A 25,464-nucleotide genomic window follows, 5' to 3' on the forward strand; every position below is an offset into this window, starting at 1 on the left:
GCCTTATTGCCGGTTATAATGGAAAATAAATGCGAAAAATTCTGGTTTTAAGACGTTTCGCGACCATAACGTTTACTTCATGCCTTTTGGCTGCGTGCCAGATGTCTGCAAACAATCTTGCTTTGGGCGAGAAGACGCTGACGCAGTCAAAAAACACCGAGGCCTCACGGCCCCTGTCAATGGCGGGTTCAACCCCCTTACCTGCTGTTGACAGGGCAAACGTGACAAGCGCCAGCACTCCCAAGGTGTCGGACCGTGGTTCCCTTACAATGGAAACCGCGGTCCGTCGCGCTGTCGGCTGGCATCCAACAATCAATGAAGCTTCAGACCGTATTTATCAGGCCGACGAACGGATCAGGGCGGCGCAGGCCGGTTATTATCCCAAGCTCAATGCCGGTGTGAATTCGGGCTATCAGAGCAACAATCGCGAAGGCTGGCGCCCACAGTTCAATGTTGCCGCTTCGCAATTGCTTTATGATTTTGGCAAGGTTTCGAGCGCGGTTGATACCGAGCGTGCTGGCAAGGAAATCAATCAGGCCCGTATGCTGCTTGCCGTTGATAATCTGTCAAGGGACACTGCCAGTGCGGTTGTCGAGGTCCAGCGCTATCGAAAGCTTTCGGCCTTAGCACAGGAGCAGGTCGAGGGCGTTAAGCGCATTGCGGGCCTGGTGAATGAGCGAACGGACAAGGGTGCAAGCACCATGTCCGACAAGGTTCAGGCCGATGCGCGTGTAGAAGCGGCGATGGCGACCCAGTTTCAATATCAGTCGGAACTCAATCGCTGGCAGGTTGTGCTTGCTGCGATGATTGGTGGAGGAAGCGCAAATCCTTCCTCTGATGTTCCTTCTTGGCTTGGCAAGTCTTGTGACATTGCAGCACCCGATTGGGATCAGGTTCCGGCGATGCTGCAGGCGAAGGCTGAAAAAGAAGAGGCGGTCGCACAGTTGGCAGCGAGTAAAGCAGAGGCTTTCCCGACCGTTTCGCTTGAAGCGACGACGGGTTATGATCTGAATGCGTCCCGCGATAATACGACCAGCAATGATCGCCAGCCGGAATATTCGGTCGGCGTGAATGTGTCGTCCAGCCTTTATAATGGCGGTCAGACAGGTGCGCGCAAACGTGCTGCGGCTTACGGTCTTCAGGCAGCGGAATCGGCAATCAGCACGGCACGCATCGATATGGAACGCAATCTCATGGAGTCGCGAAGCCAGATCGGTACGTTGAACCGGCTTATGTCATCGCTCGAATTGCGCGCCGGTATGATGGTGAAAACCCGCGATCTTTATCGAGAACAATATGTGGAACTGGGCACAAGAACGTTGCTCGATCTGCTCAATGCCGAGCAGGAATTGCATGAGTCCCGGTTTCAGTCAGCCAACACGGTGCATGATATCAGGCGCCTCAATCTGAACTGCCTCTATAGCTCAGGCAAAATGCGCCAAGGTTTTGGTCTTCAGGCATCGGCATTGCGGGGAGACGGGAGCAACCAATGAAGCGTGGCGAGAACCCTCCAATTATCGATCCGTCGATTGAACTTGGTCTGATTGGCGAACAACCAAAGCCTGAGGCGCCATCACGCTTCAATGTTGAAGGCTGGCTCGAAGCGCTGGAACTGGTGGCAAAGCATTACCGAATGCCTGTATCCGTGCAGGGAACCAAGCTTGCGGCCGCCGCTGATCTCAACATCGACGACAAAGCAAAAATTCGCGCTATGGCCCGTCACATGGGGCTGGGTGTCAGGCTTGTTGAGCCAACCAAGATCACCCTTTCGACCTGGCATCTGCCGTTTGTTCTGATGCTCAAGGATAAGCAGCTTGCAGTGGTGCATACGCTTTCAAAGGACGGGCAGGCGAGTGTCTGGTTAAGCGGCGAAGAGGGGCTTGAGCAGCCGTTTGCGCTGAAAGATCTTCTGGCTGAGACAGAAAGTGTTGTGCTTGCCCGACCATCGAAAACCGTTCCTGATGCGCGTGTCGATGCCTATATCAAGCCGTATGAAGAAAACTGGCTACGGAAGATTATTTTCCGCGATATCGGATCGTATGGCCATGTGCTGGTTGCCTCGTTGATTGCCAATACGCTTGGTCTCGCCGGCATATTATTCTCGATGCAGGTTTATGATCGCGTCGTGCCTGCACAATCGTTCAACACGCTTTACGTGTTGTTCAGCGGCGTTTTGCTGGCAATATTCTTTGATTTCATGATGCGCCGTGCGCGCATGGGCATCATCGACATGCTCGGCAAACAGACCGACTTGCAGATGTCCGATGTCGTGTTCGGTCACGCCTTGCGTGTTCGCAATCGGGCGCGACCGACATCGACAGGATCGTTTATCGCGCAATTGCGTGACGTTGATCAGGTGCGTGAATTGCTCACCTCGACGACGGTATCCGCGCTGGCCGACCTTCCGTTCTTTTTCCTGTTCCTTGTCATTTATTCGGCGCTTGTTGGCTGGATGGTCTTCATACCGCTGGGCGCGCTCGTTCTCCTGATCTTGCCAGGCCTTTTCCTGCAACGGCGGTTAAGAGCCTATGCCAATGCGGCCATGCGTGAGGCCTCGCTTCGCAATGCCATGCTGGTTGAAACCGTGCAGGGTATTGAGGATATCAAAGGGCTACAGGCAGAAGATCGGTTTCAGCAGCAATGGAACCACTTCAATGCTGTAACGGGTGAGGCACAGATCAGGCTTCGTGCCTTGACCAATAGTCTCAGTGTGTGGACGCAGAATGTGCAGGGCGGGGTTTATGCTCTGACAGTTTTTGTGGGTGCGCCACTGATTATTTCGGGCGACATGACGACGGGTGCACTCGTCGGCGCATCTATTCTTGGCTCCCGCATGTTGGCGCCGATGGGTCAGTTGTCTCAGATCATGGGGCGCTTGCAACATGCGCGTATTGCCAAGCGTGGCCTTGATCAGCTGATGCAAATGCCGGTCGATCATCCCGATAGCGAAACCCGTATCCACTGCCCGAAGATTGACGGCTCTTATCGATTGAAGGATGCCATTTTCCGCTATGGCGATGAGAACTCAACCCCCGTCCTTCTGATCAAGGATCTGAAGATCAAGCATGGAGATCGCATTGCCGTGCTTGGGCGCAATGGTGCGGGCAAATCGACCCTGTTGCTTGCTCTTTCCGGACTGCTTGATGCAGCTGAAGGTGAGGTTCTGCTTGATGATCTTGCCCTGCCGCAAATAGATCCCGCGGATGTGCGACGGGATGTGGGTCTGCTGACGCAGAACTCGCGCCTGTTCTTTGGCACTTTGCGCGAGAATATCACCATGGGTGCATCTGATGCTTCGGATGCGGAGATCCAGCGGGTGCTTGCCATGGTTGGAGCAGATGGCTTTGTACGTCGCCTGCAGAAAGGTCTTGAACATCTGGTTCAAGAAGGTGGTGGCGGTCTTTCAGGGGGACAGAAACAGGCCATTTTGCTGGCACGACTTTTGATCCGCGATCCATCGGTTGTACTTCTCGATGAGCCGACATCAACTATGGACGAGGCCACAGAGCGGCATTTTATCGAACAATTCGCGAAATGGAGTGTCGGCCGCACGGTCATTATCGCGACGCACCGAATGCGCGTGCTCGAACTCGTGCAGCGGCTGATCGTCGTTGAGAACGGGCAGGTTGCATTGGACGACAGCAAGGAACGCGGTCTGCAGACATTGCTGGGCATGAGCAAGGTAGAAACACCTAAACAGGCGTGATCCGGAAGGGATACAGCATGGCAGCCATCGGCGGAGACTTTGGTGCCTGGGTAAACGGAAGCGAGCAAGGGCTTCAGCTCAAGAAGAAGAAGCGCTTTGTTCGGCTCGTCTTCGTTTTCTTCATCATTCTGGTGGGCTGGGCCTATTGGGCTTTGCTTGATGAAGTCTCTAACGGGACAGGTAAAGTGGTGCCGACTTCGCAGGAACAGGTCATTCAGTCACTTGAGGGCGGCGTTGTCGCCAAGCTCATGGTACGACAGGATGACGTGGTGGAGCCGGGGCAGATTCTGGCGCAGCTCGACCCGACCGTTACAGAATCAAGCGTGCAGGAAAGTGCCGCCAAATATCGTGCGGCTTTGGCAAGTTCTGCGCGGCTAACTGCTGAAGTCAGCCAGACTGAGCTGCAATTTTCGCCCGAGCTTGATGCGTTTCCGATGCTGGTGGCTGCAGAAACACGACTTTTCGATGCGCGTACACGCAGCCTGCAGGATTCGCTTGAATGGATCACCGAATCCAAAAAGCTTGTGCAAGACGAACTCAATATCAGCCAGTCACTAAGCAAAATGGGTGCTGCCAGTAATGTGGAGGTGATCCGCCTGAAACGGCAGCTGGTTGAGTTGCAGCTCAAGGAAACCGAGATCAAATCGGATTATATCGTTCAGGCGCGTGAGGAGCTTGCAAAGGCAAATGCCGAGGTGGAATCGCTTTCATCGGTTATTCGCGGACGATCGGATGCGCTTGCGCGTCTGACGTTGCGTTCGCCGGTGCGCGGCATCGTCAAGAATATCGAAGTCTCGACCATTGGTGGTGTGGTGCCTCCGAATGGCAAACTGATGATTATTGTGCCGCTTGATGAACAGCTGCTGATCGAGACGCGCATCTCGCCGCGGGATATTGCTTATATTCACCCGGATCAGCGTGCGACCGTCAAGGTGACCGCATATGATTATGCGATTTATGGTGGATTGGAAGGCAAGGTTGTCAGCATCTCGGCCGACACGATCCAGGATGAAGCGAAGCCTGAAAATTATTATTATCGCGTGTTCATCAAGACCGAGACAGATGCGCTTTTAAACAAGCATGGAGAACGCTTTCCCATCGTTCCAGGAATGGTTGCGACGGTGGATATTCATACTGGTAGCAAGACAGTCTTTGATTACCTGATCAAACCGCTCAACAGGGCAAGCGAAGCGTTGCGAGAACGGTAGGGACCAAGTGGCGCCATGTGGAAAATGGTTCGCGAAAGTCGCCGGTTCAGCTGTGAATGGGTGATTTCGCAGGGCATGATGCTGATTATCTTAACCATCGGTGGTGCCAGAGCCGAGCTGCTGCAGTGGAGCGCTTTCGTCTTCGATCAATATTATCGCTAAACCGGTTAGGATGCTTTGCCGATCCCAATCCCGACATGGCCAGTTCGGAGACTATTAAGATAGATTCAACCTGCTTATCGCGCACGCGTTTCTTCACTTGAAAAGCTCGAAGCTTCCCGAGTTCCAATTACTTGAGCAGTCAGTTCTATTTCCCGGGATATACCGTTGGCAGGTTCGCTTGCTCCATAATTGCGGACTAAATTCACTTCGTCTGAAATCTGAACCGCTTCAGCGAATGCGCAAGGCCATGCTTGTGCTGATGCAACGCGTGTTTTCCCCGACGTCTCGTCTCCTCGCGGCCGCTACGCTGCAAAATACGCTCAACCAAACCTTGGCGCATCCGCTTTAACAGCTGTTCGACCGATCTCTTACGAAGGGAATAGTCCCTTCGGTTAAGGAGTAAGACAATGTCTGCAATCGGTTACGTCACCTACAAAGAAAACGGCACCTACGAAGGTTTCTTGCGCACTCTAACCATCGACGCTCCCATCAAGCTGGTGCCCATCACAAAGACCAGCGAGAAATCGCCGGACTATCGTATCCTGTCAAACCGTGCCGAAGTAGGTGCTGCCTGGATCCGAACAGTCAAATCAACAGGTAACACCTATATCGCGCTGATGATCGATACACCTGAGCTCGCCCGCCGCATCCACGCCAATCTTGGACCGACTACCGGCCAGGATGATCCCAATACCTTCACCATCATCTGGAACCGCCCAGGAACCATACGGTAAACACTTAAGCCCGCCGAAAGGCGGGCTACACATTTCAGCATTCGTCCAGTTGCGGATTTGATCGCTCAAGCCCGCCGCGATGTTTAAATTCCGCAATGAGCATCGCGAGAAGGCCGGGGAAGCGCGCTTCAATATCTTCTTTTCGGAGCGAAGATGCGCGGCGGTTCCCGTAGTCCACCTGGCTGATCAACCCCGCGTCACGAAGTACTTTGAAGTGATGGGTGAGAGAGGCTTTAGCAACAGGAAAACCGAACGACGAACAATTTCGCTCGCTGCCATCTGGTAATGTGGCAAGCGTAGCGATTACGGTCCGACGCAGTGGGTCGGATAAAGCCGAAAACACGACACTCAGATCAAGTTCGTCACGCGAGGGTTGGGCAAGAAGCTCAGGCATTGTACACTCATATGAAAACCATAACGACTATGCAAGTCTAAGGTATGGATTGACCTGTACCTTTGCCCGCGTTAGTTAAGGTGGGCTTTGTGTCGATCTATATTACTGAAGCCTTCGCATTTTGTCCGTACGCTTGCGCTCGTCAGCGTAAGATAAAAGCGGGCAGATTATGACATCCATAACTCGTCGTTAAAGTGAGCCCTATGCCAGCACCGCAGCTCTTCACGCCATTCAAGATTCGTAATCTAGAACTTGAAAACCGCATCACTATTGCACCGATGTGCACCTATTCAGCAGTGGATGGTTGCATGACCGAATGGCATCTCATCCATTTGGGGCAACTTGCATTATCAGGGGCTGGATTGCTCACGATTGAAGCAACAGCGGTCGTTCCCGAGGGACGTATCAGCTATGCCGATGTTGGTCTTTACGACGATGCTACTGAGGCAGCCATGCGGAAAATTCTGGATGGGATCCGGAAGTGGTCGACGACCCCAATCGCAATTCAGCTTGCCCATGCTGGTCGCAAGGCCTCAACTGATCTTCCTTGGCGAGGCGGAAAGCAGATTGCAGCTGGCGCCGAGAATGGATGGCGAACCGAAGCCCCGTCAGCGGTACCGTTCAATGTAGCAGATTCTGTCCCTACTGAACTTAGCCGCGATCGTATGAGCGAGATCCGGGATGCGTTCGCTGCAGCCGCTGTCCGATCAGCGCGTATTGGAATTGATGCGGTACAGATCCATGCTGCGCACGGCTATCTTCTGCATTCGTTCCTGTCACCGCTATCTAACCAACGGACTGATGAATACGGCGGGAGCTTGGAAAACCGCATGCGTTTCCCGCTTGAAGTATTTGATGCTGTTCGAGCCGCCTTTCCGGCAGAAAAAGCAGTTTCTGTTCGCGTTTCAGCAACCGACTGGGTTGATGGTGGATGGGATATTGATGGGACGATCGCGTTTGCGAAGGAGCTCGAGTTGCGAGGTTGCGACGCCATCAATGTGTCGAGTGGAGGATTGCATGTCGAGCAGACGATCCCAGTTTCTCCGAGTTACCAGGTACCATTTGCACGCGCGTTGAAAGCGGCGGTAAAAATGCCCGTTGTTGCAGTCGGCCTGATTACTGAGCCATCTCAGGCAGAAGCAATCATTGCCACGGGTGACGCTGATCTTATCGGATTGGCACGCACTATCCTTTACGATCCACGTTGGCCTTGGCACGCAGCCGCGCTCCTTGGTGGCGAAGTCACCGCTGCACCGCAATATCTTCGGAGCCAGCCGGCAACATTAAAGTCTCTGTTCAAGAAATAAGCTGCGTTCCCCCGATCGTTCCGGCACAATGGGTGCCGGAACAAACTGATACACACTTCAAAGCACATCGAGCAGCGTCCTTAGGTCGGGGTCTGCATAATAGGACAGCTTTTGAGCTATGACTGGGCGCTGACCGGCTAGGAATAGTAGTTGCAGATGTGAGGGCAGATTGCGGACCTCATCGGGAGTAAGCAATGATCGGGCCGTGTGATGGGCTGAATAAGAAATCCCGGTCTCTTCGGCATCCAACGATCGGTTCTTGGTCTCAAATATAATTGTCTGCTGGCCAAGAAGGTCAGAGATGTGTCGCGCGCTGTCGTGGTCGTTAACGCCGAAGACCTGTAGCAGAGCAGTGTTTGAAAGAAAAGTGCCGGCGCGTTTCCCATATGTGGCGCGCAATTGATGTATATCCTGAAGAATCGGCCAGAGTTGAACACCATAGCCTGCCATAAGCCCCATCGCTCGTTCGACGGGTGCCAGATTTCCCAGGGCCGCAAATTCATCCAGCATGTAAAGCACCGGCGTCGTCGGCGTCGAGAGATCGCGCGCCATGTCTGTTAGGCTTTGTGCAATTAACAGGCGAAGCCATCTGGAATATGTAGACAATCGGTCGGGCGGAAGAACGAGAAACACCGATGCCGGCGTATCCTTCAAATCGATGAAGCTGAAATCGTTTCGATCAAGCACTGACGCCATGCGAGGACTGTCGAGAAAATGTGTGTGGCGCTGCGCAGCAGATAGTACTCCGGCTGCTTCTCGATCAGATTTTGAAAGATGACGATTTGCAGCACGAGCGATCAGTCCGTGCGCGCTGTGAGATTGCTGCATCTGCCGCAGCATTTCGAGAAAAGTATCGGGAGCTGAAGTGAGGCGTGAACGCACATTTGTGAGGGTACGCTCCCCGGCGACCGCATGACAAACCACGTAGAGAATAATGCCAGCAATCAGTGCCTTTGCTTCCTCATTCCAGTGCGGTTCCACCGATACTCCTGGCTCTTCGAAGACGAGTGCATCGGCAAGTGTGCTTGCGTCTTCTGCGAGATCGGGGCCGGTAGAATCCAGCATAGAAAGGGGATTGAATGCGGCTGAAGGCCGATCGGTAATTCCAAATGGATCAAGGACGTAAACCGCTCCGAATTTTTGCCGGGTTTGGTAGCTGATTTTGGCATTCTCACCTTTGGGATCTACGCAGATGATCGAGCGATTGGCAGTCAGCAGGTTGGGAATGACGGTACCGACGCCTTTTCCGGTCCGTGTTGGAGCGATCGTCAGAAGATGCCCGGGACCATCGTAGCGAAGCTTTTTTCCGCTTTTGACATCGCGCCCGATCAACAAGCCAGAATTGATTTGAGAAAGAGCAGCGATTTCTTTCGTACTGGCGAAACGAGCCGTACCGTGCGTTTTGCCGTTCAGACTTCCGAAATGGGTGATCAACGGATTGGTCAATAGACGGAATGCGACAGCAAGCAGAATTGCTGTCACACCGAAAACGACGATCGCGTTGGCGATTGGGTTATTTTCCAGATGGGTAACAAAAAGCAGACCGGTGGAAATGCTCCAGCAAAACAGTCCAACGATCCCAAGGAGAACGATACCGCCGATCAGTGCTTTGATGGCACGAATAGGCAGAAAAGCGAGTTGAGTGATCGCCCAGATGGGATCGCGCCGTGCCTCGTTGAGCATGGTCCTGAAAGCTACGGATGCCTGCCGAATCTGGCTCATTTCGCTAATTCTCCTGGGGTCTGGAGTGATTGCAAGTCGGGTGCTGTTCCGATCAAATCTTGAAACAGGGATCGGTCTATTTCTCGCCGCAAAAAATTGGGTAGCTCCCGGCGCAACCACTCACGCAGTCTGCGCGAGAATTCAGGATCGTCATTGCTCTCCAGTCGTTGTAGAACGAATGTTCCAATCAGCACTTTGCGGCGAGTTTCATTCGCGCGTTCCTGTTTTGAAAGCCGCAATTTGAGGGCGCTTCGCTGAGCATCAAGTTGTGCCAGTCGCTCTTCAATCGTTTTGTGCGTCATCGTGATCCTCCTGTTGCCTTTATCAGAGCGCGGAAACGGGACCGTTGTCACTCCCAAGAGTGTGGCTTTGAAAATGGCAGGCAAAAACGTCACACTGATGCGCAGGTTTGATTGAGAAGGACGACAAACGTGTCGGTATTGGGAAAGCCAGGCCAGAGGGAGAATTTTGCTAAGGGCGCACTTACGAGTTGGTCTCCACCTCGGATTAAGATCAGATGTAGCCTAAAAGCCGGGAAGAGGAAGTTCGCGTGGCGATCTATCACTTCAGCATGAAGCCGGTATCACGTGGAAAGGGTCGCAGTGCGGTTGCAGCGATCGCCTACCGCGCCGCTGCGAAGCTCTTAAATGAACGGGATGGTGTCACTCATGATTTCTCACGCAAAGAGGGTGTGCTTCATTCGCAGATCGTTCTGCCGGAACACGTGAAAGCGCCTTGGGCATACAATCGTGAAAAGCTTTGGAATAACGCAGAGTTTGCTGAGAAGCGCAAAGATGCTCGAGTCGCACGCGAATTTGAGATTGCATTGCCACACGAATTAACGGCTGCCCAACGTTTGGATGCTGCTCAGGCTATCGCGCAGGTCCTGGCAAACCGTTATGAATCTGCCGTGGATTTTGCCGTTCACGAGCCTCATCGGGAAGGCGACGTGCGCAATCACCATGTTCACCTAATGATGACCGTAAGAAAAGTTACAGCCACAGGCTTGGGTGAGAAGACTCTAATTGAACGCGAAAATAAGTGGTTGATGGCTCGCAATCGTCCAACAACCGACGTGCAAATTGCCGACCTCAGGCGTTGTTGGGAAAACATTGCAAACACACATCTTGCGGTGTCCGGATGCGGTCGGACCATTGATCATCGCTCGCACTGGGACCGCGGATACCGGATTGAGCCGACAGTTCATATTGGCGTGCACGCAACGCAGATTGAGCGCCGCGGATCTGACTTGGAACGGGCACGGCTGAGTGCAGCGTCCGTCGCACAGAATGCAACCTTGATTCGCGAACACCCCGCGCAAGTCTTGTCGATTATTACTGATGAGAAATCTGTGTTTAATCGCCAGGATATTGCAAGAACGCTGCATCGCTATCTTAATGGGGATACTAGTGAGTTTCAAAACGCGTTTGCACGCGTGTTGTCTTCGCGTGAACTTGTCGAACTTGAAGACAAATGCAGTGATCCTGATCACAGGAAATCGGCGTCGGCCGGCTACACGACGCGCGAGATGATGGACCTTGAGTCTCGCATGTTGAAAGCTTCGATGCTTATGCGTGAGTCATGCTCCTATGATGCGGAGTGGCATTCTTCGGAAGATCAAAAGGAATGTCGCGAAACGATACAGCTGTCACTGGAGCAAATGGCGGCGGTTGAACACGTCACTGGGCCTGAACAGATCGCCGTCGTGGTTGGATATGCGGGTGCGGGGAAATCGACCATGCTTGCGCAAGCGCGACGAGCTTGGGAAGGAAAGGGCTACGCAGTTCATGGGGCGGCCCTGTCTGGAAAAGCGGCTGAAGGGCTGGAGGCAGCGACTGGAATACCAAGCCGAACGCTTGCCTCCTGGGAGTACGGATGGCAGCAAGAAAGTTGCAATCTGAACCGTCGTGACGTGTTTGTCCTCGATGAGGCGGGCATGATCGGAACACGGCAAATGAGCCGTGTGATATTTGAGGCTGAATCGCGGGGTGCCAAGATCGTTCTCGTGGGAGACCACGAACAGTTACAGGCAATCGGTGCCGGTGCTCCGTTCCGAGCCATTGCTGAGGAAACGGGTTATGCGAAACTGACTGAGATCCGACGGCAGCGAGCAGACTGGCAGAAGGAAGCTTCAGTTGCATTTGCGACGCATGATACATCTACAGCGCTTGCAGCCTATAGAGATCAGGGTGCAGTTCATTTCTTTGCTGACCAAGAGACAGCCTGTAAATCAATTGTCTTGGATTATCTTGCTGATCGGTTTGAACGACCGCTAGGAACGCGCGTGGTCATGGCGCATCGGCGCGTGGATGTACGCGCAATAAACGAAGCAATCCGCTCGGCGCTGATGGAGCGTGGTGAGCTGTCGCGCGTTGAGTACTCTAGCGAAATAAAGGTCGGGAAAAAAGGCTTGTCCGAGACAGCAGAACGCAGCGAGGCGGTTGTCGAAACAAGCCTTGGCAAAAGGGGTTTTGCAGCGGGAGACAGATTTGTCTTTCTTAAGAACGACCGAAATCTCGGTGTCAGAAACGGGATGCTCGGGACCGTCTCGAGTATTCAAGCAGACCGGGCGGGAAATATTTCCGCTATGTGCGTCACCTTGGATGATCGAGCTGGCGAAATGGTTCGATTTTCTACGAAGAACTATTGCTCATTTGACCATGGCTACGCAACAACGATCCACAAAAATCAGGGTGCGACCGTAGACCGAAGTTTTGTGCTGGCTTCAGCTACGATGGATCGGCATTTGACCTATGTCGCCATGACCCGCCATCGTGAGGACGTTAAGTTATATGCTGCATTGGACGCATTCCATCGTCCAGATATGTCGCGGAAAATCGGACGCCTTGTAGAGCATGGTAAAGCTCCTTTCGAACATCGCGCGAGCGAGGAGCTCAGTTACTTCGTCACACTGGAAGAGGAGGGGATCGGACGGAATACGGTATGGGGTGTTGATCTTGAAAGGGCTATGAAACTCGTTGCACCAAAAATAGGAGATACGATTGGTCTCAAGCACCAGGGTTCTGATCCGTTGGTGCTGTCAAACGGAACGCCGACGCACCGTAATAAGTGGAAAGTGGTTACCGAGGAGGAAATGGCTTTCGATCACATGGCGCGTCGGCTGTCTCGGTCAGGCATCAAACAAAATGTTATCGACTATAACCCCGCAATTGTTGGATCCCGCCACCCGATACACCGAACTACTGCCGCAATGGCCTTGGAAATATTTGAGCGGGTGGAGCAAGCCAATCTTACGCAGACCATCCCCGCCCTACGGCATAGTCGCGAGAAAGAGCGAACTGAAAAAAAGGCGCTCTGTACACCTTCCGTGACTGGTAAAACACCTCTCGGAATGTTTGATGGCCTTAAGCTCAAAGTTCAGACAGAACCTGCTCAGGTGGACTTAATCCATTACGAGTCTTCACTGCATCAGATGGTTACTGGCGCCGACGCACGATACGTTAGCTCTCGAAAAAGCAATGATGCTTTGGCTGAACGTACGCGGCGCCTGCTGCCGCTTGAGGTAGCGGTTGATCGCTACGCACGAGCCTATAGCTCAATCGAACGTCACATCAACGAAGGTCTTCCTGTTCTCTCCACGCAAAGGCGAGAACTGCGGGATGCAGGAAATAAGCTGGACGAGTTGGGGACCGGCAAGCGAGTGCTTTTAGAGTCCGCTTTGCAGCATGATCCTGAAGCAGCGCGCAGCCTAACTGAGCTCAGTGGTCGGGAGCGCGTTACGGGCCTCGTTGCGAGTATGCGACGTGAAAACTTAGCGCGAATTGATCCGGAGATAGGGGCGCAACGCTTTATTGAGCGCTGGCAAACATTAGAAATCCAACATAGCCACCTCTGTGATTGGAGGTCGCGCGATGATCGCCGAAAGGTCGAGCGGCAGATGCATGCACTAGTGAAGAGCCTCTCTGAAAACCCTCTGATTGAGGCGGAGTTACGCACTCAAAGGCAAGCTCTGGGATTTCATTATGTCCTGGGAGGACACGAGAGCCTTTCTCAGGAGCTTCGTCAACGAATTCGTCATGTGCGAGAGCATGATCGCGATTTGGGTCTTAAGCTGTAGAGGGATTATCATGGCCGTATCAAAAGAAATAACCGCCTCGACGCAGGCCGCACCAGAGACTGGTTCAACAGATCCCGCCTTGGCCTTCGATAGTTTGCGATATACTGTGGATGCAGTTGCGCGTGATCTCAGCCGTGAAATGACAATCATCCGGAAAGGCGTCGAGGCTGCTTTCGAAGAATTCGACCGACATGGCGGTGTTCACGATTACAATACTGAAATTGCGCAGATATTAAAGCAACTGGCCCAGATTGCGAAAATCCTTCACAAGATTGAACGCATGCCTGTTCTGCACCAGGATCCGCAGACCATGGCAACTCTCATAGAGCAACGCGCCGTCAGTTTGGTTCGCAGCACAGTTTTTCAGCTAGAGCGGGAGACGGCGGATTTGAAGCAATTAAGACAAATGTTGAACTCTCAACTTATGAGCGCCCGTCATCGCGACCGCCAAAACCGAATGCTCACAGGCTTCAGTGGTATAGGCGTTATCGTTGGGATATTACTCGTTTTATTTGGTCCACAGATCGTTCCCGGAGATTTCGACGAGACGGTTGCTACAATTGTACTCAAAGAGAATGGTTGGACAGCTGGATCTCGGCTTATGCAAGCGTTTAGTCCATCAGGTTGGAGTAGCTTGGTCCGCTCGGATAAACTTGTAAGAGCTAATCACGCTTTACTTGCCGCCTGTGCCAAAACTGCTGCAAAGACCAACAAAGATCAAAAATGTATGATTAACGTTTCTGCGGGATCTATTGGTCTTTGATGCAACAATAGCGAATTCTGGTGCTAATGCTTTACTGTCCTAAAAATTGTAACAACATGGAAAACCGAGCGAGGCACAAGGCTTGAAACTTTCAACGATATTTCTCCAAGAGAAGCTCGAGTGCCCTCTGTTGTAGCATGAGCCGGTGCAACTGTTGCAAAAATGCTTCTGTGTTCTTTCTGATGTCTTAATCTTGTTGATGCCAGCGCTTTGACGATTGCGCCAACCGGCAAATGATATAATGACCAATTTACTCAACTTTAGCCAGCAAGTCCCGATAGGCAAGCCAGCGATCATGCAACGCCTATTTCGGGGACATTATGCTGGGGACTCCATCTTTCCAAAATACGATCAACCAGCGCTGGTTGAAAGCTCTTTCCGCCTCCGTCGCTCTGTTGGCTGCGATTCCAGCTCATGCGCAGACTGCGCCTGAAAAGAATGCTATAAGCCAGAACACCGTGGGCGGAACCGCTGAAGTCATAAGGTTGCAGACAATCACACTTTCAGCGGAGCGCGCGGCCAAAAACCTGCTCGATGTTCCGATGTCCATCAGTGTGATTGATCGTGATACGCTCGACCGTCATCAGGTACGTGATATCCAGGATATGGTGCGGTATGAGCCGGGTGTAAGCGTTGATCGTCAGACGTCGCTCACCAATCCTTTCGGACAGCTCAACAGTTTCAATATTCGCGGTGTTGGCGGCAACCGTGTGCAAATTCTGGTCGATGGCGCGCGCGTTCAGGAGCGCACCACCGATGGTAGCCGCGACTTTGTCGATCCGTTTAATATGAAATCGGTTGAGATCACGCGCGGGCCGAACTCTGTTCTGTGGGGTGCTGACGCATTGGGCGGCGTCGTGTTTTTCAGGACGCTTGATGCCGACGATCTTCTGGATGGTACCAAGCCATGGGCCGTCGAAACCAAGTTCAGCTATGACAGTTTCGATAAATCGTTCCGAAAGCAGATTACCGGTGCTGCCGAAGCCGGAGACTTCAAGGTTATCGGTAGTTTCGGACATATGAGCTCGTCTGAACCAGATATGGGTAAGGCACGTGCAGATGGTGGTATTTGGGGATGCCCACGTGAGTCTATTTGGCCTTGCAACAAGGCATTTCCAATGGATACCGACGCTTATAATGGCTTAATGAAACTGCAGTGGAATCCATCTGCCGATCATGAATTCAAGCTGACGGGCGAGTGGTTTGAGCGGAATACCGATGTCGATCAGAAATATGATTCGGGTGCTGCCAACCCGCTTTATGCAAGCATGCCCGCTTACTACAGTTTTTATTATCAAAACGAGAGTTGGGATCGTTCGCTGAAAATGCAGCGCGCTCGCTTTGCTTTGGATCATCGCTGGACCGTCGGTTCCTCCTGGCTGGATGAGGTGAAGTGGAACATTTCCTATTCACCGCAAAAACGCGATACTACCAGCACTCAGATCCGCAACTACTCCCTTCTGGCAACGCCGCGACGGGAAAAGCGTATTCAGATTCGCAATTATAGCGAAGACTTTCTACAGGCAGATGTTCAGCTGACATCGTCATTTGATCTTGGTCAGACAAGCCATAAATTCATCTATGGTTTTGCGGGCGATATCACCAAAAGCAATTATGATGGTGATAATATCACCACCAATCTCAACACGGGTATAACGACGGTTACGCCGCGGCAGGGTTTCAATTTCCCGAAAGTCGATACAATTCGTGCGGACTTTTATGTTCAGGACGAAATCAAGCTGCTGGATGAACGTTTGACACTGACACCCGGCTTGCGTCTGGCAACCTATTCCCTCGATCCGACCAAGGATGATGGCTATGTGTCACTCGATGGGTTTGAGCCGGAGAAGATGGATGAAACCCGTCTGATCAAGCGCCTCGGTGCGATCTATAAGCTCGACGACACCTATTCGGTATTCGCCTCCTATGGCGAGGGCTTCAAAATGCCAACTGCTCAGCAGCTCTTTGTTTCGTCCACCTCTATCGGCGCAACGAGCATGGTTGAGGTCATTCCAAACCCGAACCTGAAGCCGGAATTTGTTCGCAGTTATGAAGCTGGTCTACGCGGAGAATTTAATCGAGGCTATTTCAGCGCTTCCACATTCTATTCGGATTACAAGGACTTTATCCGTGGCTTGCAGCGGGTTCCGGGAGAAGCAGATAAATACACATCCGACAACGTGGAAAGCGTGAAGGTTTGGGGTATCGAGTTCGGCGGAGAGTACGAGGTTTACAACAATGTTTTCGCCAACGCGGCGCTTTCTTATATGCGTGGCGATCAGCGTGTGGACGCCGGGTCTCAGAAGACGCCGTTTGATGGTGCGTCGCCACTTACAACCGTTCTCGGCCTGCGTTACATCATTCCAGACTGGAAACTTGAAACCGAGTTTGTTGGAACTTTTGCATCGGGTGTGAAGCGCCGTGCCGACGAAGATGCCTTCAAACCTGCGAGCTACACGGTGTTTGATGCCTATGCGAAATGGTCTCCAACCAAGCATATTGATGTGAATTTCGGTGTCGAGAACATCTTCGACAAGCGCTATTTCCCAAATACGCTGACAGGTTATGCCAATTCGCCGGAGACGTCCTCCGTTGCCAATGTCAATCCGCTTGAGATGCAGGTTGCGCCAGGCCGTACCTTCAAGGTTGGCGCCACGATGCGTTTTTGATCGCCATTGATGATCACATGCCGGGGCAGGTTTAAAGCTGCTCCGGCTTTCTCATGTCAGTATCGGTTGATTATGTTCACTGTGCTTAAACAATTTTGGCAGCTGCTCAAATATTGCAATTCTGGCGAGGGGAAAGTCCTCGGCTGGCTGCTTCTGGCTTTGATATTCGCACTGGAGCTGGTTGGTATCTATACAGGTCTCTGGCTCATCAAATGGACCGCAGATTTTTATAATGCTCTTGAGCAACGCAATGTTTCGGATGCCGTCAATCAAATCGGGGTTTTCTGGCTCATCGTCCTGACTAATACGTGTCTTGGCCTTAGTGGCGAATATCTTCAGGGCACATTGAAAATCCGCTGGCGTGAGAAGCTTACGGAGACAGTTATTTCTGCTTGGATGGTGAACAAAGCTTATTGGCATCTGGCGATCCGCAAAGACGGACAGAAGCCTGATAATCCGGATCAGCGTATTGCCGAGGATTGCGAGCTGTTTGTTAAGCACATATTGACGGAAGGTATGGGGCTTATCACCACAATAATAGCCCTGTTTTCTTATGTTGCCGTGCTCTGGGGACTCTCAACTTATGTGCTAAGCTTTAGTGTCTTCGGCATAGATATGGCCATTTCACGTTACATGCTCTGGGCAGCCTTTCTCTATGTTTTCATTTCATCATTTGTAACTCACTTCTGTGGGCGTCGTTTGAAAGCAACCTTCGTTCAGCAACAGAAGAAAGAAGCTGACTTTCGCTTTGCTATGGCGCATGTGCGGCAGCATGCTGGCGACATTGCTATCATGAATGGCGAAGGCCGTGAGAAGCAGATCCTGGCAGATAAATTTTCTTCTGTCCGTGAGAACTGGTACCGATTGGTCTTCCGTCAGGTGCAGCTCGGCGTGTTCACATTTCCCTATCGCCACAGCATTTTCCGAATTCCAACCTTCCTTGGTTTACCGGCATATTTTGCGGGCACAGTAACATTTGGCGGACTGATGCAGCTCGGGCAAGCCTTCTCGCATGTTTCTACCAACCTCTCGTGGTTCATATTCAAGTATAAAACATTGGCCGAACTCGTATCGGCAGTCTCCCGACTGTCTGGATTCCTAAATGCGATTCAGACTGTTGGTAGTGAAGGACAATTATCAGTTGCAAGGTCTGCACATTCATCGCTGCAGTTGCGTGATGTCGCGCTGAAGACACCAGAGGGGCAGGATCTGTTGAAAATCTCGGATCTCGATATCGAACCGGGTAAAACTGTCTGGTTGCGAGGTCGTTCGGGGTTGGGAAAGACGACATTGCTTCGGCTTATTGCCGGCGCGTGGAATTTTGCGAGCGGCACTCTCCACCGCCCTGACGCGACAATGCTGGTGCTTTCACAAAAGCCCTATATGCCGAATGCACCTCTCCATGATGCCGTAGCCTATCCGCTTTTTGCGGAAAAGTTTGACCAAGCCGAAATTGCGACGGCCCTGGAAAAGGTTGGCTTGTCGAAACTCTCACTTCCCGCAGCATCGACGCAGCAGATTGCGCCGGGAACGCTCTCTGGCGGCGAGATGCAAAGGCTTGCCCTTGCTCGCGCCTTGTTAATGAAGCCAGAATGGCTCTTTCTCGATGAGGCGACGAGTGCGCTGGATAAGCTTTCTGAAACCGAGTTGCTCGATCTCCTGCGACGTGAGCTTCCCAATTCAACCATCGTTATTCTGGCTCACCGGGAGCCGGGCAATCTTTCAATCGACAGCGTGATCGATCTTGAAGCGTTTGGCGCGGCCCAAACGCGCAAGCAAGCACCTGTCCCACAAACTGCATGAGGAAATTATGAGCGAACAACCGATCCGCTTGAAACTTTTGGCCGATGCGGCTGATGTTCTGAAGACGCTGCCCTCAATGGGCAAGCTTATGATCAACTCCAAAAGTGGCGGCGCGACGCATGAGCGTATCGGTGTCGTCGAGCAGGTTGAGGTTCGTGACGGCTGGATTTATTTCTCAGGTAGCGAGCATCATTCGCGCATCGATCTTTCGGCAATTGCCTCGCTGATTGCTGATCGTAGCAGTGTAATGCAGGAGAAGGTCTATCCCCGTATCGATCTTCTTGCTGAAGATGAGAGTGTGGTCGGCAGCGTGATCGGCTTTGATGGTGCGGAACCGTTCGATCAGGCTCTGAATGGCTTTGAGTTCTCGGCTCTTCCACCCAAAGACAAAGATCGCGGTACCGGCGAAGCGCTGGAAGTCGGTGATGACGAACCCGGTTTGAAGCCTTTTGCGGCAGCTCAGCGCAATAAGGCAGAGGTGCGCATTGGGCTCGACTTGCCAGCCTTCAAGCAGGAATGGTCGGGCGAAATGCCCGACGTGCGTCCGTCCCGCGGCTTTATCAATGTGATGAAACCGGATTTTCATCTGCATCTCAAAGCGGGCCACGTTGCTTCTTGGCATGAGGTAGAAGAAGGGGATGAGTATCGCTTCTATGCTCTCAATGAGGCGGGTCAGCAAACGGGTCTCGTCGTGTCGGGCAAAAAGGATGCGTTTCGATGAGCTTAGAGCCTTTATCGGTACAAGCCGGGGCAATGGATTGATTCAATATCGCCAGAAGTTCGCACGCATCAATCGGTTATGCATGAAATGGCCAAGAAGCGCGTTGTGCTTCTCGGCGAACAGCATGATCGGCACGATATTCATCGCTGGCAGGTGAATGTTTCTGCGTCTCTTCTTGCTCTTCGCGATGAGCTTGCCGTCGGCTTTGAGATGTTTCCGAGAAGACTTCAGCCAGTGCTTGATGAGTGGGTGGCAGGCAAGCTTGAGGCCGAGCAGTTTCTGGAGAAAGCTGAATGGGGCAAGGTCTGGGGCTTTGATGCAGATCTTTATTGGCCGCTTTTCCACTTCTGCCGCGAGTTTAACGTCAAGATGCTGGCGCTTAATTGTCGCCGCGATCTCGTGACCCGTGTGGGCAAAGAAGGCTGGGAAGCGATTGCGGAAGAAGATCGTGATGGCCTGACCCCGGCACGTCCGGCGAGCCTTGCGCATCGCGAACATCTTTTGCGTCTGACCAATGGCGGGCCGCCGAGCATGCAGGGAAAACCTGCCGACGCACCTGAGTTTGACCGCTTTGTTCGTGCGCAGCAAACCTGGGATCGGGCCTTTGCCTGCAACATCGCGGCATATCTCAAAGAAAAGCCCGAAGCGCTTGTCGTCGGCATCATTGGGCGTGGGCATATGGAATATGGCTTCGGCACACCAGATCAGCTTGATGATCTGGGTATCGGAGAAGTTGGCGTTCTCTTGACCGAATATATTGGTGAGAAGTTTGAAAAGGTAAGCCAATCCGATATTGCTGACGCGGTTTTTGGATTGCAGGGATAGTAATAACGTCTTTCCCGGTCACGTGGCTGATAAGAATGATCGGTGCTTTCAAGGGTAAAAGACCAAACATTGAGGATCATGAAAATGAAAAATCAAACGAGTTGGCGCCTGTTCATGATGTTTGGTTCTTTGCTGACCGTGACGTCCTACAGTTTGCCATCTGTTGCGCAGACAGGGCCTCGCGTTACGGCACCGGCCGCACCATCTGAGGCGGAAATGCCTCAGATCACCAATCAGACTGAATGGCAAAGCGCTGTCATCCGCATCCTCCGACGCTATGGGGTTCTTCTGTCGCGCGAACTCCGCCCTCTTGAACTGGATGGTGTTTTCAAACCGAAGATCAGCTTTTATCTGGCGCCGGATGGAGCTGTCTCTGATGTCGAGCTCGTGGAAAGTTCAGGCGACGATCTCGTCGATGCTGCAGCATTGAAAGTTCCGACCGCTGGTGCAGCTTTTCCACCTTTCACGCCAGATATGCCAAGCGATAAGCCCAAGAAGCTCATTGCTCCATTTGAAGTGCATCTGAGCAAGCCAGAACCCGAAGAGCCTAAAACCAGTGATCCGGCTAAGCCGCAATAAGCGTCAGGCCACCTTTAATTCTCCAATTGGCAGACCGGTGTCGGTCATTTTGTTATCGACACCATTTTCATCGAGAAACTGCTTCATTTCGGCATAGGTCTCAAACCAGGCGCGGTTGTATTTGTCGAATAATGACTGGTCCCAGTAATCTTCCAAACGGAATTGCTTGTCACTGAAAACATCATAACTTGGGATTTTATAGGTTTCGGCAAATTCCGCAGTGCGGCTGTCATAAGTGAAATAGATCGATGGAATGCCGTTAGCGAGCGCCATCAGATTTCCGTGCAGGCGATAGCCCAGGACCAATTGCTGCTTGCGCACCAATTCCTCGTAGTCGGCAACAACATCCGAATAGAACATGCGATGCCGATAAAGGTTTTCGATTGTGTCATCGAAATACCAGTCAGCGGTCCAGCGATGCGCTTTGAGGGCGGCGATAGCCTCTTCCTTTTGTTCAGCCGTGCCGAACACCATCTTTTTTTCTTCAATTTCGCCCTGTGCCGTGAGCGTTACGTCAAAGCGTGCGGCCATTGTGCGGATCAGATCGCGATGCCGGGTCAGATACTGTTCAATATCCTGCGCGTAAGCCGGTGAAACCTCGCGCCGCACCGTAACACCAACCTGGCTCACTTCCTCAAGCGGTGGCAGTTTGATGCGCAGATGCTGATTGTTACGGCGAAACGCCGTCGGGCAACCGATGATACGGACATTCTGAATTCCGATATCGTTGAGTACCTGAGCCGTATAAGCCCCACGCACGCCAACAGAGACGGTTGAATCTGCAATCATGCGCAGAACCGCCTTTGTTTCCTCTGATAGCTGGATTTCACCGCGCACCGGCGCTTGTGCGCCAACACCAAAAGCGATGACGGGCAACTTCAATCGCTGCAAAACAGGGATCGTATCGCGCCAGTTCATATCCTTGTTTATGTAGTTTGAGCCACGCAGGATCACATAATCATATTCTTCCCGCAGCTGATCGATTTTCTCCGGTGAGAAATTGGTGATCGGCAGCTCGGAAGCTTTTTCATAATTCATCAGCTTCAGCGAAGATTCAAAAACAAAGGCGTCGCCGATATTGTGATAGTGATTGATGCTGCCCTGCACGTCGGTATGACGATACCAGCGGACATTGTCGTGATCGTACACTTCTCCTGCGGGGATCATGACGAGGGCGCGTGCCATAGGCTATTCCTTCTTTTGTAACAGATACAGGCGAGCCAGGCTCAGCTGGCCTGTGAAAGTACGGTTGTATCCACGGCAGGCTTTAGCCTGCGCGGATAGGCTTCCCGTAACTGGTGATAGAGATCGAGGTGCTCTCTTGCACAATCGACATAATGAACAGGCTTGCGAATGGATTGATGAAGACGGTTCCAGATATTCGGATCGCTCAGCACTTCAGTAAAACGATCAGCCAGATCTTCGGCGCTTCGCACGCGGAAATGCAGGCCGTCCTCGCCGTCACGAATTTTTTCGGCCATGCCGCCAATGTTCGAGCAAATGACAGGACGGCGATGATGCAATGCTTCCTGAATGACGATAGGTGAATTTTCCCACCAGATCGAAGGCATCACAACCCAGTCCACCGACTGCATAAGCCGCGGCATTTCAGCATTCTGATAGGCGCCGTAAAAGCGGACACGCGGTCCTGCTTCTTCAATGAGCTTCTGCATTCGTGCCTGAAATGCCGGCGGTTGCTTTTCGAGATTACCGCCAAAGATCATAAGGCGGGAATCCTCGCCCCATACCTGTTCGGGAACGCGTGACACCGCATCGACAAGCACGTCAATGCCCTTAAACGGGTTGATCTGCCCGAAAAAGGCAAAGCGACTGCGCCGTGGGTCCGGTCCCGTAAGCTCGCGCGGCGGCGTTGTCTGTGTGATCGCGATCCCGTTTTCGATCACTGCCATTTTCTGAGGATTTATACCCCATTCGCGATAGCGGTTTGCCAGAAACTCGCTGGGCGACACGAAAGCGTCTGCCAGTTCCAGCATCCCGCGCACGAAACGCTCGCGCTTTAAAAAGCGGGCAGGCGGTATCTGCGGGAAGCAGGCGTGACAATCAATTGGTGACGCTTCATTGCAGAGCTTCGAGGTGCCTGCTTTTACCATCTGCCCGTCATTGTTGCAGATCGAGAGGAACTCGTGAAACGTCACCAAAATGATGCGATCCGGCAATGTCTCGCGAATAGCATAAAGCGTTTCTAGGCCGAGGCCGAGTACGTGGTGAAAGTGAATTATATCCGGGTCGAAATCGCGCACAAACCGCAGCAGATCGCGGCGGATTTCGTCGGTGTTTTTGTTTGAAAGATAGAAGTGATCATACTCGTCAGCATGAAAGAGAATTTCGTCACTTGCGCGACGCATACTCATCAGTGCAGTCGTCCCATGCCGGGGGATGGGGTGTGCCGCGCGTGCCAGATAGACTGACTGCACGTCGGGAATGGTGTTTAAGCCCCTGTGCAGATTATAGGATGCAATTTCACCACCGCCGAGTGAGATCGACGGATGGGCGTGGGAAATGACCAGAACGCGGAGCTTCTCGCTCATACGGGTTCCTCCATTTGTATTTTGCGCTTGCCAGCGAGAATGGCCGACCACCGGGCGTCGAAAACCTGGCGGTCGATCCGTTCAATTAAAGCAATCGTTGAGGCCTTGTCGGTGACAGAAGTATCATCCGCACCGAGCATCTGTGCTGATGGCAGCCAATAGGAACGCAGGCCCGATTGTTTGAGCTTGAGCCCAAGGTCCAAGCCCTTTTCATGCGTGCCGAGGTAGCCTCGTGTGAAGCCTCCGGCTGAAAACAATGCTTCGCGCGGCATGATGCAGCATTCAAAAGTTGCCGTTGCCACTTCGGTCAGCGACATGCCGGATATGGCGTCGATCGGATAGCCCGCATAGCGACTGATGAGGGCGCGATCCGATTGTGGTCCTGCGACCCACGTCCCTGCCCAGCGGATTGAATCATCTTCATAGGCAAGGGTCGGAGAGAGCACACAGTCTTTATGGGTTTCATATGCATTGACCAGCTTGTTGAGCCAGCCAGCCTTTCGTGGCAGCAGGGAGCCTGCCAGAAAGACAACCTGATCGGTGGTAACAGTGCGCGCGCCGACTTCCAGCGCGTCATAAAGATCTTCCGAGCCATTGGCCGAAACAAGTCGAATGCGCAGGCGATAGAAATCAGCGAGCCGTCTGATCTGAACGCCGACGCGGTCTATGATTTCGGTTGCTGCTGCGATCACAATCGGTGCTATTCGCGTTTCAGGATCAAGAGCAAGCAGCGCAAGCAATGGCTCGATCTCTTCGACGCGCTCGTCAATCCCGATGATGATTGCTGGCCCTATTGCGTCTTCAAACGGTCCCAAATCAACCACACCGAATACTTCAGGTGCCGGGCGGGTAACGCCACGCAGCAGCGGCACCAGCTGCTGATCGACGATGTGGCGTAATGCCCAGGCGTTGGGGTCCGTTGCGCGAAGCTGCCGCACGATTGCATCGCGCGAGGTCACGCGCGTCGGCGTTAGCGGAAAGAAGGCACGCCGCCCGTCGCTGATGGATAATTCTAGGTAGAAGGGTGACGTACTGTCACCATCAAGTTCCGCAGCAAATGCCACAAAGCCATGAGCATGTCTGCTTGGATCAAGACCAGCATTGAACGGTGGTTGATTGTCAAATTCACGCGTCACATCCGGACGATCAATGCGCGTCCATGTTGTGTCGATCTGGATTTCTCCACGATGACGACGCAGTTTTACACCTTCGACGTGGCTGTCGGGATCGAGCAACCAGCCTGCAACAAGAAGGCCACTGCCTTCAACGCGGAAAACATTGTCGATGCCAATCCGGACCGGAAACGGGAGGGCCGAAACAGTGTCGGTGCCGTCAAAGCGATTGGCTGCCGAACGCAGCCTTAACAAAATATCTGTTGAGCTTCTAACGCGCGGCAGGATTGCGCGGATATGGGCCGGCGTCTCGCGGGAGCCGGACAAAAGTCTGCGATCATACACTTCTGTAAACCGCCAGCCGCGCCTGCCGCGAAACAGAATTCGCTCAATATCATTGGCTTCAACCGGCTCATTGGAGAGCAGCAGTCCGGCAAAACCGGATGCTTGTTCGTTGAGGTCAGGGCGGGCGAAAACACTGATCGCACATTCGGCGAGCGACGAATTTTTGCCGCTGATAAGCAGTCGCGTGACACTGGGTATCAAATCCTGTGCCCAGCCCTGAACGAAAATCTCGCCTTCATCGCTAGCGCCGATCAATTCGATACAGCCATCCGAACGCGCTCCTGCTTGTAAGAGAACAGTGATCGCTGAAAGCTTCTTCCGGCTGATTGGTCCTGAAATCAGGCCTTCGACGAGCTCGTCAATGACGCCGGGCAGAGCCGAACCCGACAGATCAGCAATCATTGCAACAAAATCCGCAATGGAGGCGGATCGTGAGGCAAAGTTATAGCGCCCTACCTTGGCCCGGTGCTGGAACATGATTGTTTTGAGCACGCCTCGACGCAGTACATTGGTCGGAACAATTGCCACAAAACCGTGCGTTCCGGCAGACGAAGGTTCTTTTAGCGGCCAGGTAATGAGGTTTGTTTTCACACTCATTGCCGGGTCGCCGTTCAGAAAGGCCGTAACCTGATCATTGGTCGCACTGCCAATACCCAGCACTAAAACCAGCGTGTCCTCAATCACGCTGCCGACCACCATTTCACCCTCCATCATCATGGGTGGGCGGTCTGGTGTTCTGGGCTGTTTTGGGGCTGAATTCGGACGTTCGTCTTGCACCATACGGCTT

General features: G+C 52.7%; 19 protein-coding genes. 13 read left to right on the plus strand and 6 right to left on the minus strand.

Annotated features, from left to right (window positions below; all coding sequences use genetic code 11):
- The first annotated feature begins 269 nt into the window (after window positions 1-269).
- The 5 genes from KMS41_11875 to KMS41_11895 all read left to right on the plus strand — a co-directional run bounded on the left by KMS41_11875 (window position 270) and on the right by KMS41_11895 (window position 5,810).
- On the plus strand, window positions 270-1,493 hold the full coding sequence (locus tag KMS41_11875; protein QWK79634.1) for a TolC family outer membrane protein: 1,224 nt from the start codon (window positions 270-272) through the stop codon (window positions 1,491-1,493).
- A complete protein-coding gene (locus KMS41_11880; GenBank protein QWK79635.1) occupies window positions 1,490-3,706 on the plus strand; it encodes a type I secretion system permease/ATPase in 2,217 nt (738 codons plus the stop codon). The genes KMS41_11875 and KMS41_11880 overlap by 4 nt, the downstream gene beginning before the upstream one ends.
- Before the next feature lie 17 nt (window positions 3,707-3,723).
- On the plus strand, window positions 3,724-4,914 hold the full coding sequence (locus tag KMS41_11885; GenBank protein ID QWK79636.1) for an HlyD family type I secretion periplasmic adaptor subunit: 1,191 nt from the start codon (window positions 3,724-3,726) through the stop codon (window positions 4,912-4,914).
- 15 nt (window positions 4,915-4,929) lie between these two features.
- Window positions 4,930-5,076 (plus strand): hypothetical protein, encoded by a 147-nt coding sequence (locus KMS41_11890; GenBank protein ID QWK79637.1) that lies wholly within the window; start codon window positions 4,930-4,932, stop codon window positions 5,074-5,076.
- A 407-nt stretch (window positions 5,077-5,483) separates the two neighbouring features.
- Window positions 5,484-5,810, plus strand: a complete 327-nt coding sequence (locus KMS41_11895) for a DUF736 domain-containing protein (protein ID QWK79638.1) — start codon at window positions 5,484-5,486, stop codon at window positions 5,808-5,810.
- 34 nt (window positions 5,811-5,844) lie between these two features.
- Here KMS41_11895 and KMS41_11900 read toward each other — a convergent pair whose 3' ends face one another.
- The gene (locus KMS41_11900) at window positions 5,845-6,204 is read right to left on the minus strand and encodes a helix-turn-helix domain-containing protein (protein ID QWK79639.1); all 360 of its coding nucleotides are present in this window, start codon (window positions 6,202-6,204) and stop codon (window positions 5,845-5,847) included.
- Between the two features lie 203 nt (window positions 6,205-6,407).
- Here KMS41_11900 and KMS41_11905 point away from each other — a divergent pair, with 203 nt between their 5' ends.
- Window positions 6,408-7,511, plus strand: a complete 1,104-nt coding sequence (locus KMS41_11905) for an NADH:flavin oxidoreductase/NADH oxidase (protein QWK79640.1) — start codon at window positions 6,408-6,410, stop codon at window positions 7,509-7,511.
- A 57-nt stretch (window positions 7,512-7,568) separates the two neighbouring features.
- Here the strand turns inward: KMS41_11905 and KMS41_11910 are convergent, their stop codons facing one another.
- Both KMS41_11910 and KMS41_11915 read right to left on the minus strand, forming a co-directional pair.
- A complete protein-coding gene (locus tag KMS41_11910) occupies window positions 7,569-9,233 on the minus strand; it encodes a type IV secretory system conjugative DNA transfer family protein (GenBank protein QWK79641.1) in 1,665 nt (554 codons plus the stop codon).
- Window positions 9,230-9,535: a mobilization protein gene (locus tag KMS41_11915; protein ID QWK79642.1), complete on the minus strand. Its 306-nt coding sequence runs from the start codon at window positions 9,533-9,535 to the stop codon at window positions 9,230-9,232. The genes KMS41_11910 and KMS41_11915 overlap by 4 nt, the downstream gene beginning before the upstream one ends.
- 248 nt (window positions 9,536-9,783) lie before the next feature.
- On the opposite strand from KMS41_11915, the gene traA reads away from it, so the two are divergent.
- From traA to KMS41_11950, 7 genes are all read left to right on the plus strand, one after another.
- The gene (gene traA, locus KMS41_11920) at window positions 9,784-13,311 is read left to right on the plus strand and encodes a Ti-type conjugative transfer relaxase TraA (GenBank protein ID QWK79643.1); all 3,528 of its coding nucleotides are present in this window, start codon (window positions 9,784-9,786) and stop codon (window positions 13,309-13,311) included.
- Window positions 13,312-13,321: 10 nt separating this feature from the next.
- A complete protein-coding gene (locus tag KMS41_11925; GenBank protein ID QWK79644.1) occupies window positions 13,322-14,074 on the plus strand; it encodes a hypothetical protein in 753 nt (250 codons plus the stop codon).
- Between the two features lie 320 nt (window positions 14,075-14,394).
- A complete protein-coding gene (locus tag KMS41_11930; GenBank protein ID QWK79645.1) occupies window positions 14,395-16,743 on the plus strand; it encodes a TonB-dependent hemoglobin/transferrin/lactoferrin family receptor in 2,349 nt (782 codons plus the stop codon).
- 81 nt (window positions 16,744-16,824) lie between these two features.
- Window positions 16,825-18,546 carry an ABC transporter ATP-binding protein/permease gene (locus KMS41_11935; protein ID QWK79646.1) on the plus strand — a complete coding sequence of 574 codons (1,722 nt, stop codon included), beginning with the start codon at window positions 16,825-16,827 and terminating at the stop codon, window positions 18,544-18,546.
- Between the two features lie 7 nt (window positions 18,547-18,553).
- Window positions 18,554-19,267 (plus strand): hypothetical protein, encoded by a 714-nt coding sequence (locus KMS41_11940; protein QWK79647.1) that lies wholly within the window; start codon window positions 18,554-18,556, stop codon window positions 19,265-19,267.
- Window positions 19,268-19,345: 78 nt separating this feature from the next.
- Window positions 19,346-20,092 carry a ChaN family lipoprotein gene (locus KMS41_11945; GenBank protein ID QWK79648.1) on the plus strand — a complete coding sequence of 249 codons (747 nt, stop codon included), beginning with the start codon at window positions 19,346-19,348 and terminating at the stop codon, window positions 20,090-20,092.
- An 84-nt stretch (window positions 20,093-20,176) separates the two neighbouring features.
- Window positions 20,177-20,671 (plus strand): energy transducer TonB, encoded by a 495-nt coding sequence (locus tag KMS41_11950; GenBank protein ID QWK79649.1) that lies wholly within the window; start codon window positions 20,177-20,179, stop codon window positions 20,669-20,671.
- Window positions 20,672-20,674: 3 nt separating this feature from the next.
- On the opposite strand, the gene KMS41_11955 is transcribed toward KMS41_11950, so the two are convergent.
- Genes KMS41_11955 through KMS41_11965 form a run of 3 tightly spaced genes read right to left on the minus strand, consistent with a single transcriptional unit; the run spans window position 20,675 to window position 25,457 of the window.
- On the minus strand, window positions 20,675-21,856 hold the full coding sequence (locus KMS41_11955) for a polysaccharide pyruvyl transferase family protein (protein QWK79650.1): 1,182 nt from the start codon (window positions 21,854-21,856) through the stop codon (window positions 20,675-20,677).
- 41 nt (window positions 21,857-21,897) lie between these two features.
- The gene (locus KMS41_11960; GenBank protein ID QWK79651.1) at window positions 21,898-23,220 is read right to left on the minus strand and encodes a glycosyltransferase family 4 protein; all 1,323 of its coding nucleotides are present in this window, start codon (window positions 23,218-23,220) and stop codon (window positions 21,898-21,900) included.
- Window positions 23,217-25,457: a hypothetical protein gene (locus KMS41_11965; protein QWK79652.1), complete on the minus strand. Its 2,241-nt coding sequence runs from the start codon at window positions 25,455-25,457 to the stop codon at window positions 23,217-23,219. Before KMS41_11965 ends, KMS41_11960 begins: the two co-directional genes overlap by 4 nt.
- Window positions 25,458-25,464: the final 7 nt, after the last annotated feature.

The sequence above is a fragment of the Ochrobactrum sp. BTU1 genome, assembly GCA_018798825.1.
GTDB lineage: Bacteria > Pseudomonadota > Alphaproteobacteria > Rhizobiales > Rhizobiaceae > Brucella.

What these genes read in the sequence shown, in the direction of transcription:
- KMS41_11875 (QWK79634.1), top strand. Translation starts at nt 270, where the DNA reads ATGGAAACCGCGGTCCGTCGCGCTGTCGGCTGGCATCCAACAATCAAT.
- KMS41_11880 (QWK79635.1), top strand. Translation starts at nt 1,490, where the DNA reads ATGAAGCGTGGCGAGAACCCTCCAATTATCGATCCGTCGATTGAACTT.
- KMS41_11885 (QWK79636.1), top strand. Translation starts at nt 3,724, where the DNA reads ATGGCAGCCATCGGCGGAGACTTTGGTGCCTGGGTAAACGGAAGCGAG.
- KMS41_11890 (QWK79637.1), top strand. Translation starts at nt 4,930, where the DNA reads ATGTGGAAAATGGTTCGCGAAAGTCGCCGGTTCAGCTGTGAATGGGTG.
- KMS41_11895 (QWK79638.1), top strand. Translation starts at nt 5,484, where the DNA reads ATGTCTGCAATCGGTTACGTCACCTACAAAGAAAACGGCACCTACGAA.
- KMS41_11900 (QWK79639.1), bottom strand. Translation starts at nt 6,204, where the DNA reads ATGCCTGAGCTTCTTGCCCAACCCTCGCGTGACGAACTTGATCTGAGT.
- KMS41_11905 (QWK79640.1), top strand. Translation starts at nt 6,408, where the DNA reads ATGCCAGCACCGCAGCTCTTCACGCCATTCAAGATTCGTAATCTAGAA.
- KMS41_11910 (QWK79641.1), bottom strand. Translation starts at nt 9,233, where the DNA reads ATGAGCCAGATTCGGCAGGCATCCGTAGCTTTCAGGACCATGCTCAAC.
- KMS41_11915 (QWK79642.1), bottom strand. Translation starts at nt 9,535, where the DNA reads ATGACGCACAAAACGATTGAAGAGCGACTGGCACAACTTGATGCTCAG.
- KMS41_11925 (QWK79644.1), top strand. Translation starts at nt 13,322, where the DNA reads ATGGCCGTATCAAAAGAAATAACCGCCTCGACGCAGGCCGCACCAGAG.
- KMS41_11930 (QWK79645.1), top strand. Translation starts at nt 14,395, where the DNA reads ATGCTGGGGACTCCATCTTTCCAAAATACGATCAACCAGCGCTGGTTG.
- KMS41_11940 (QWK79647.1), top strand. Translation starts at nt 18,554, where the DNA reads ATGAGCGAACAACCGATCCGCTTGAAACTTTTGGCCGATGCGGCTGAT.
- KMS41_11945 (QWK79648.1), top strand. Translation starts at nt 19,346, where the DNA reads ATGCATGAAATGGCCAAGAAGCGCGTTGTGCTTCTCGGCGAACAGCAT.
- KMS41_11950 (QWK79649.1), top strand. Translation starts at nt 20,177, where the DNA reads ATGAAAAATCAAACGAGTTGGCGCCTGTTCATGATGTTTGGTTCTTTG.
- KMS41_11955 (QWK79650.1), bottom strand. Translation starts at nt 21,856, where the DNA reads ATGGCACGCGCCCTCGTCATGATCCCCGCAGGAGAAGTGTACGATCAC.
- KMS41_11960 (QWK79651.1), bottom strand. Translation starts at nt 23,220, where the DNA reads ATGAGCGAGAAGCTCCGCGTTCTGGTCATTTCCCACGCCCATCCGTCG.
- KMS41_11965 (QWK79652.1), bottom strand. Translation starts at nt 25,457, where the DNA reads ATGGTGCAAGACGAACGTCCGAATTCAGCCCCAAAACAGCCCAGAACA.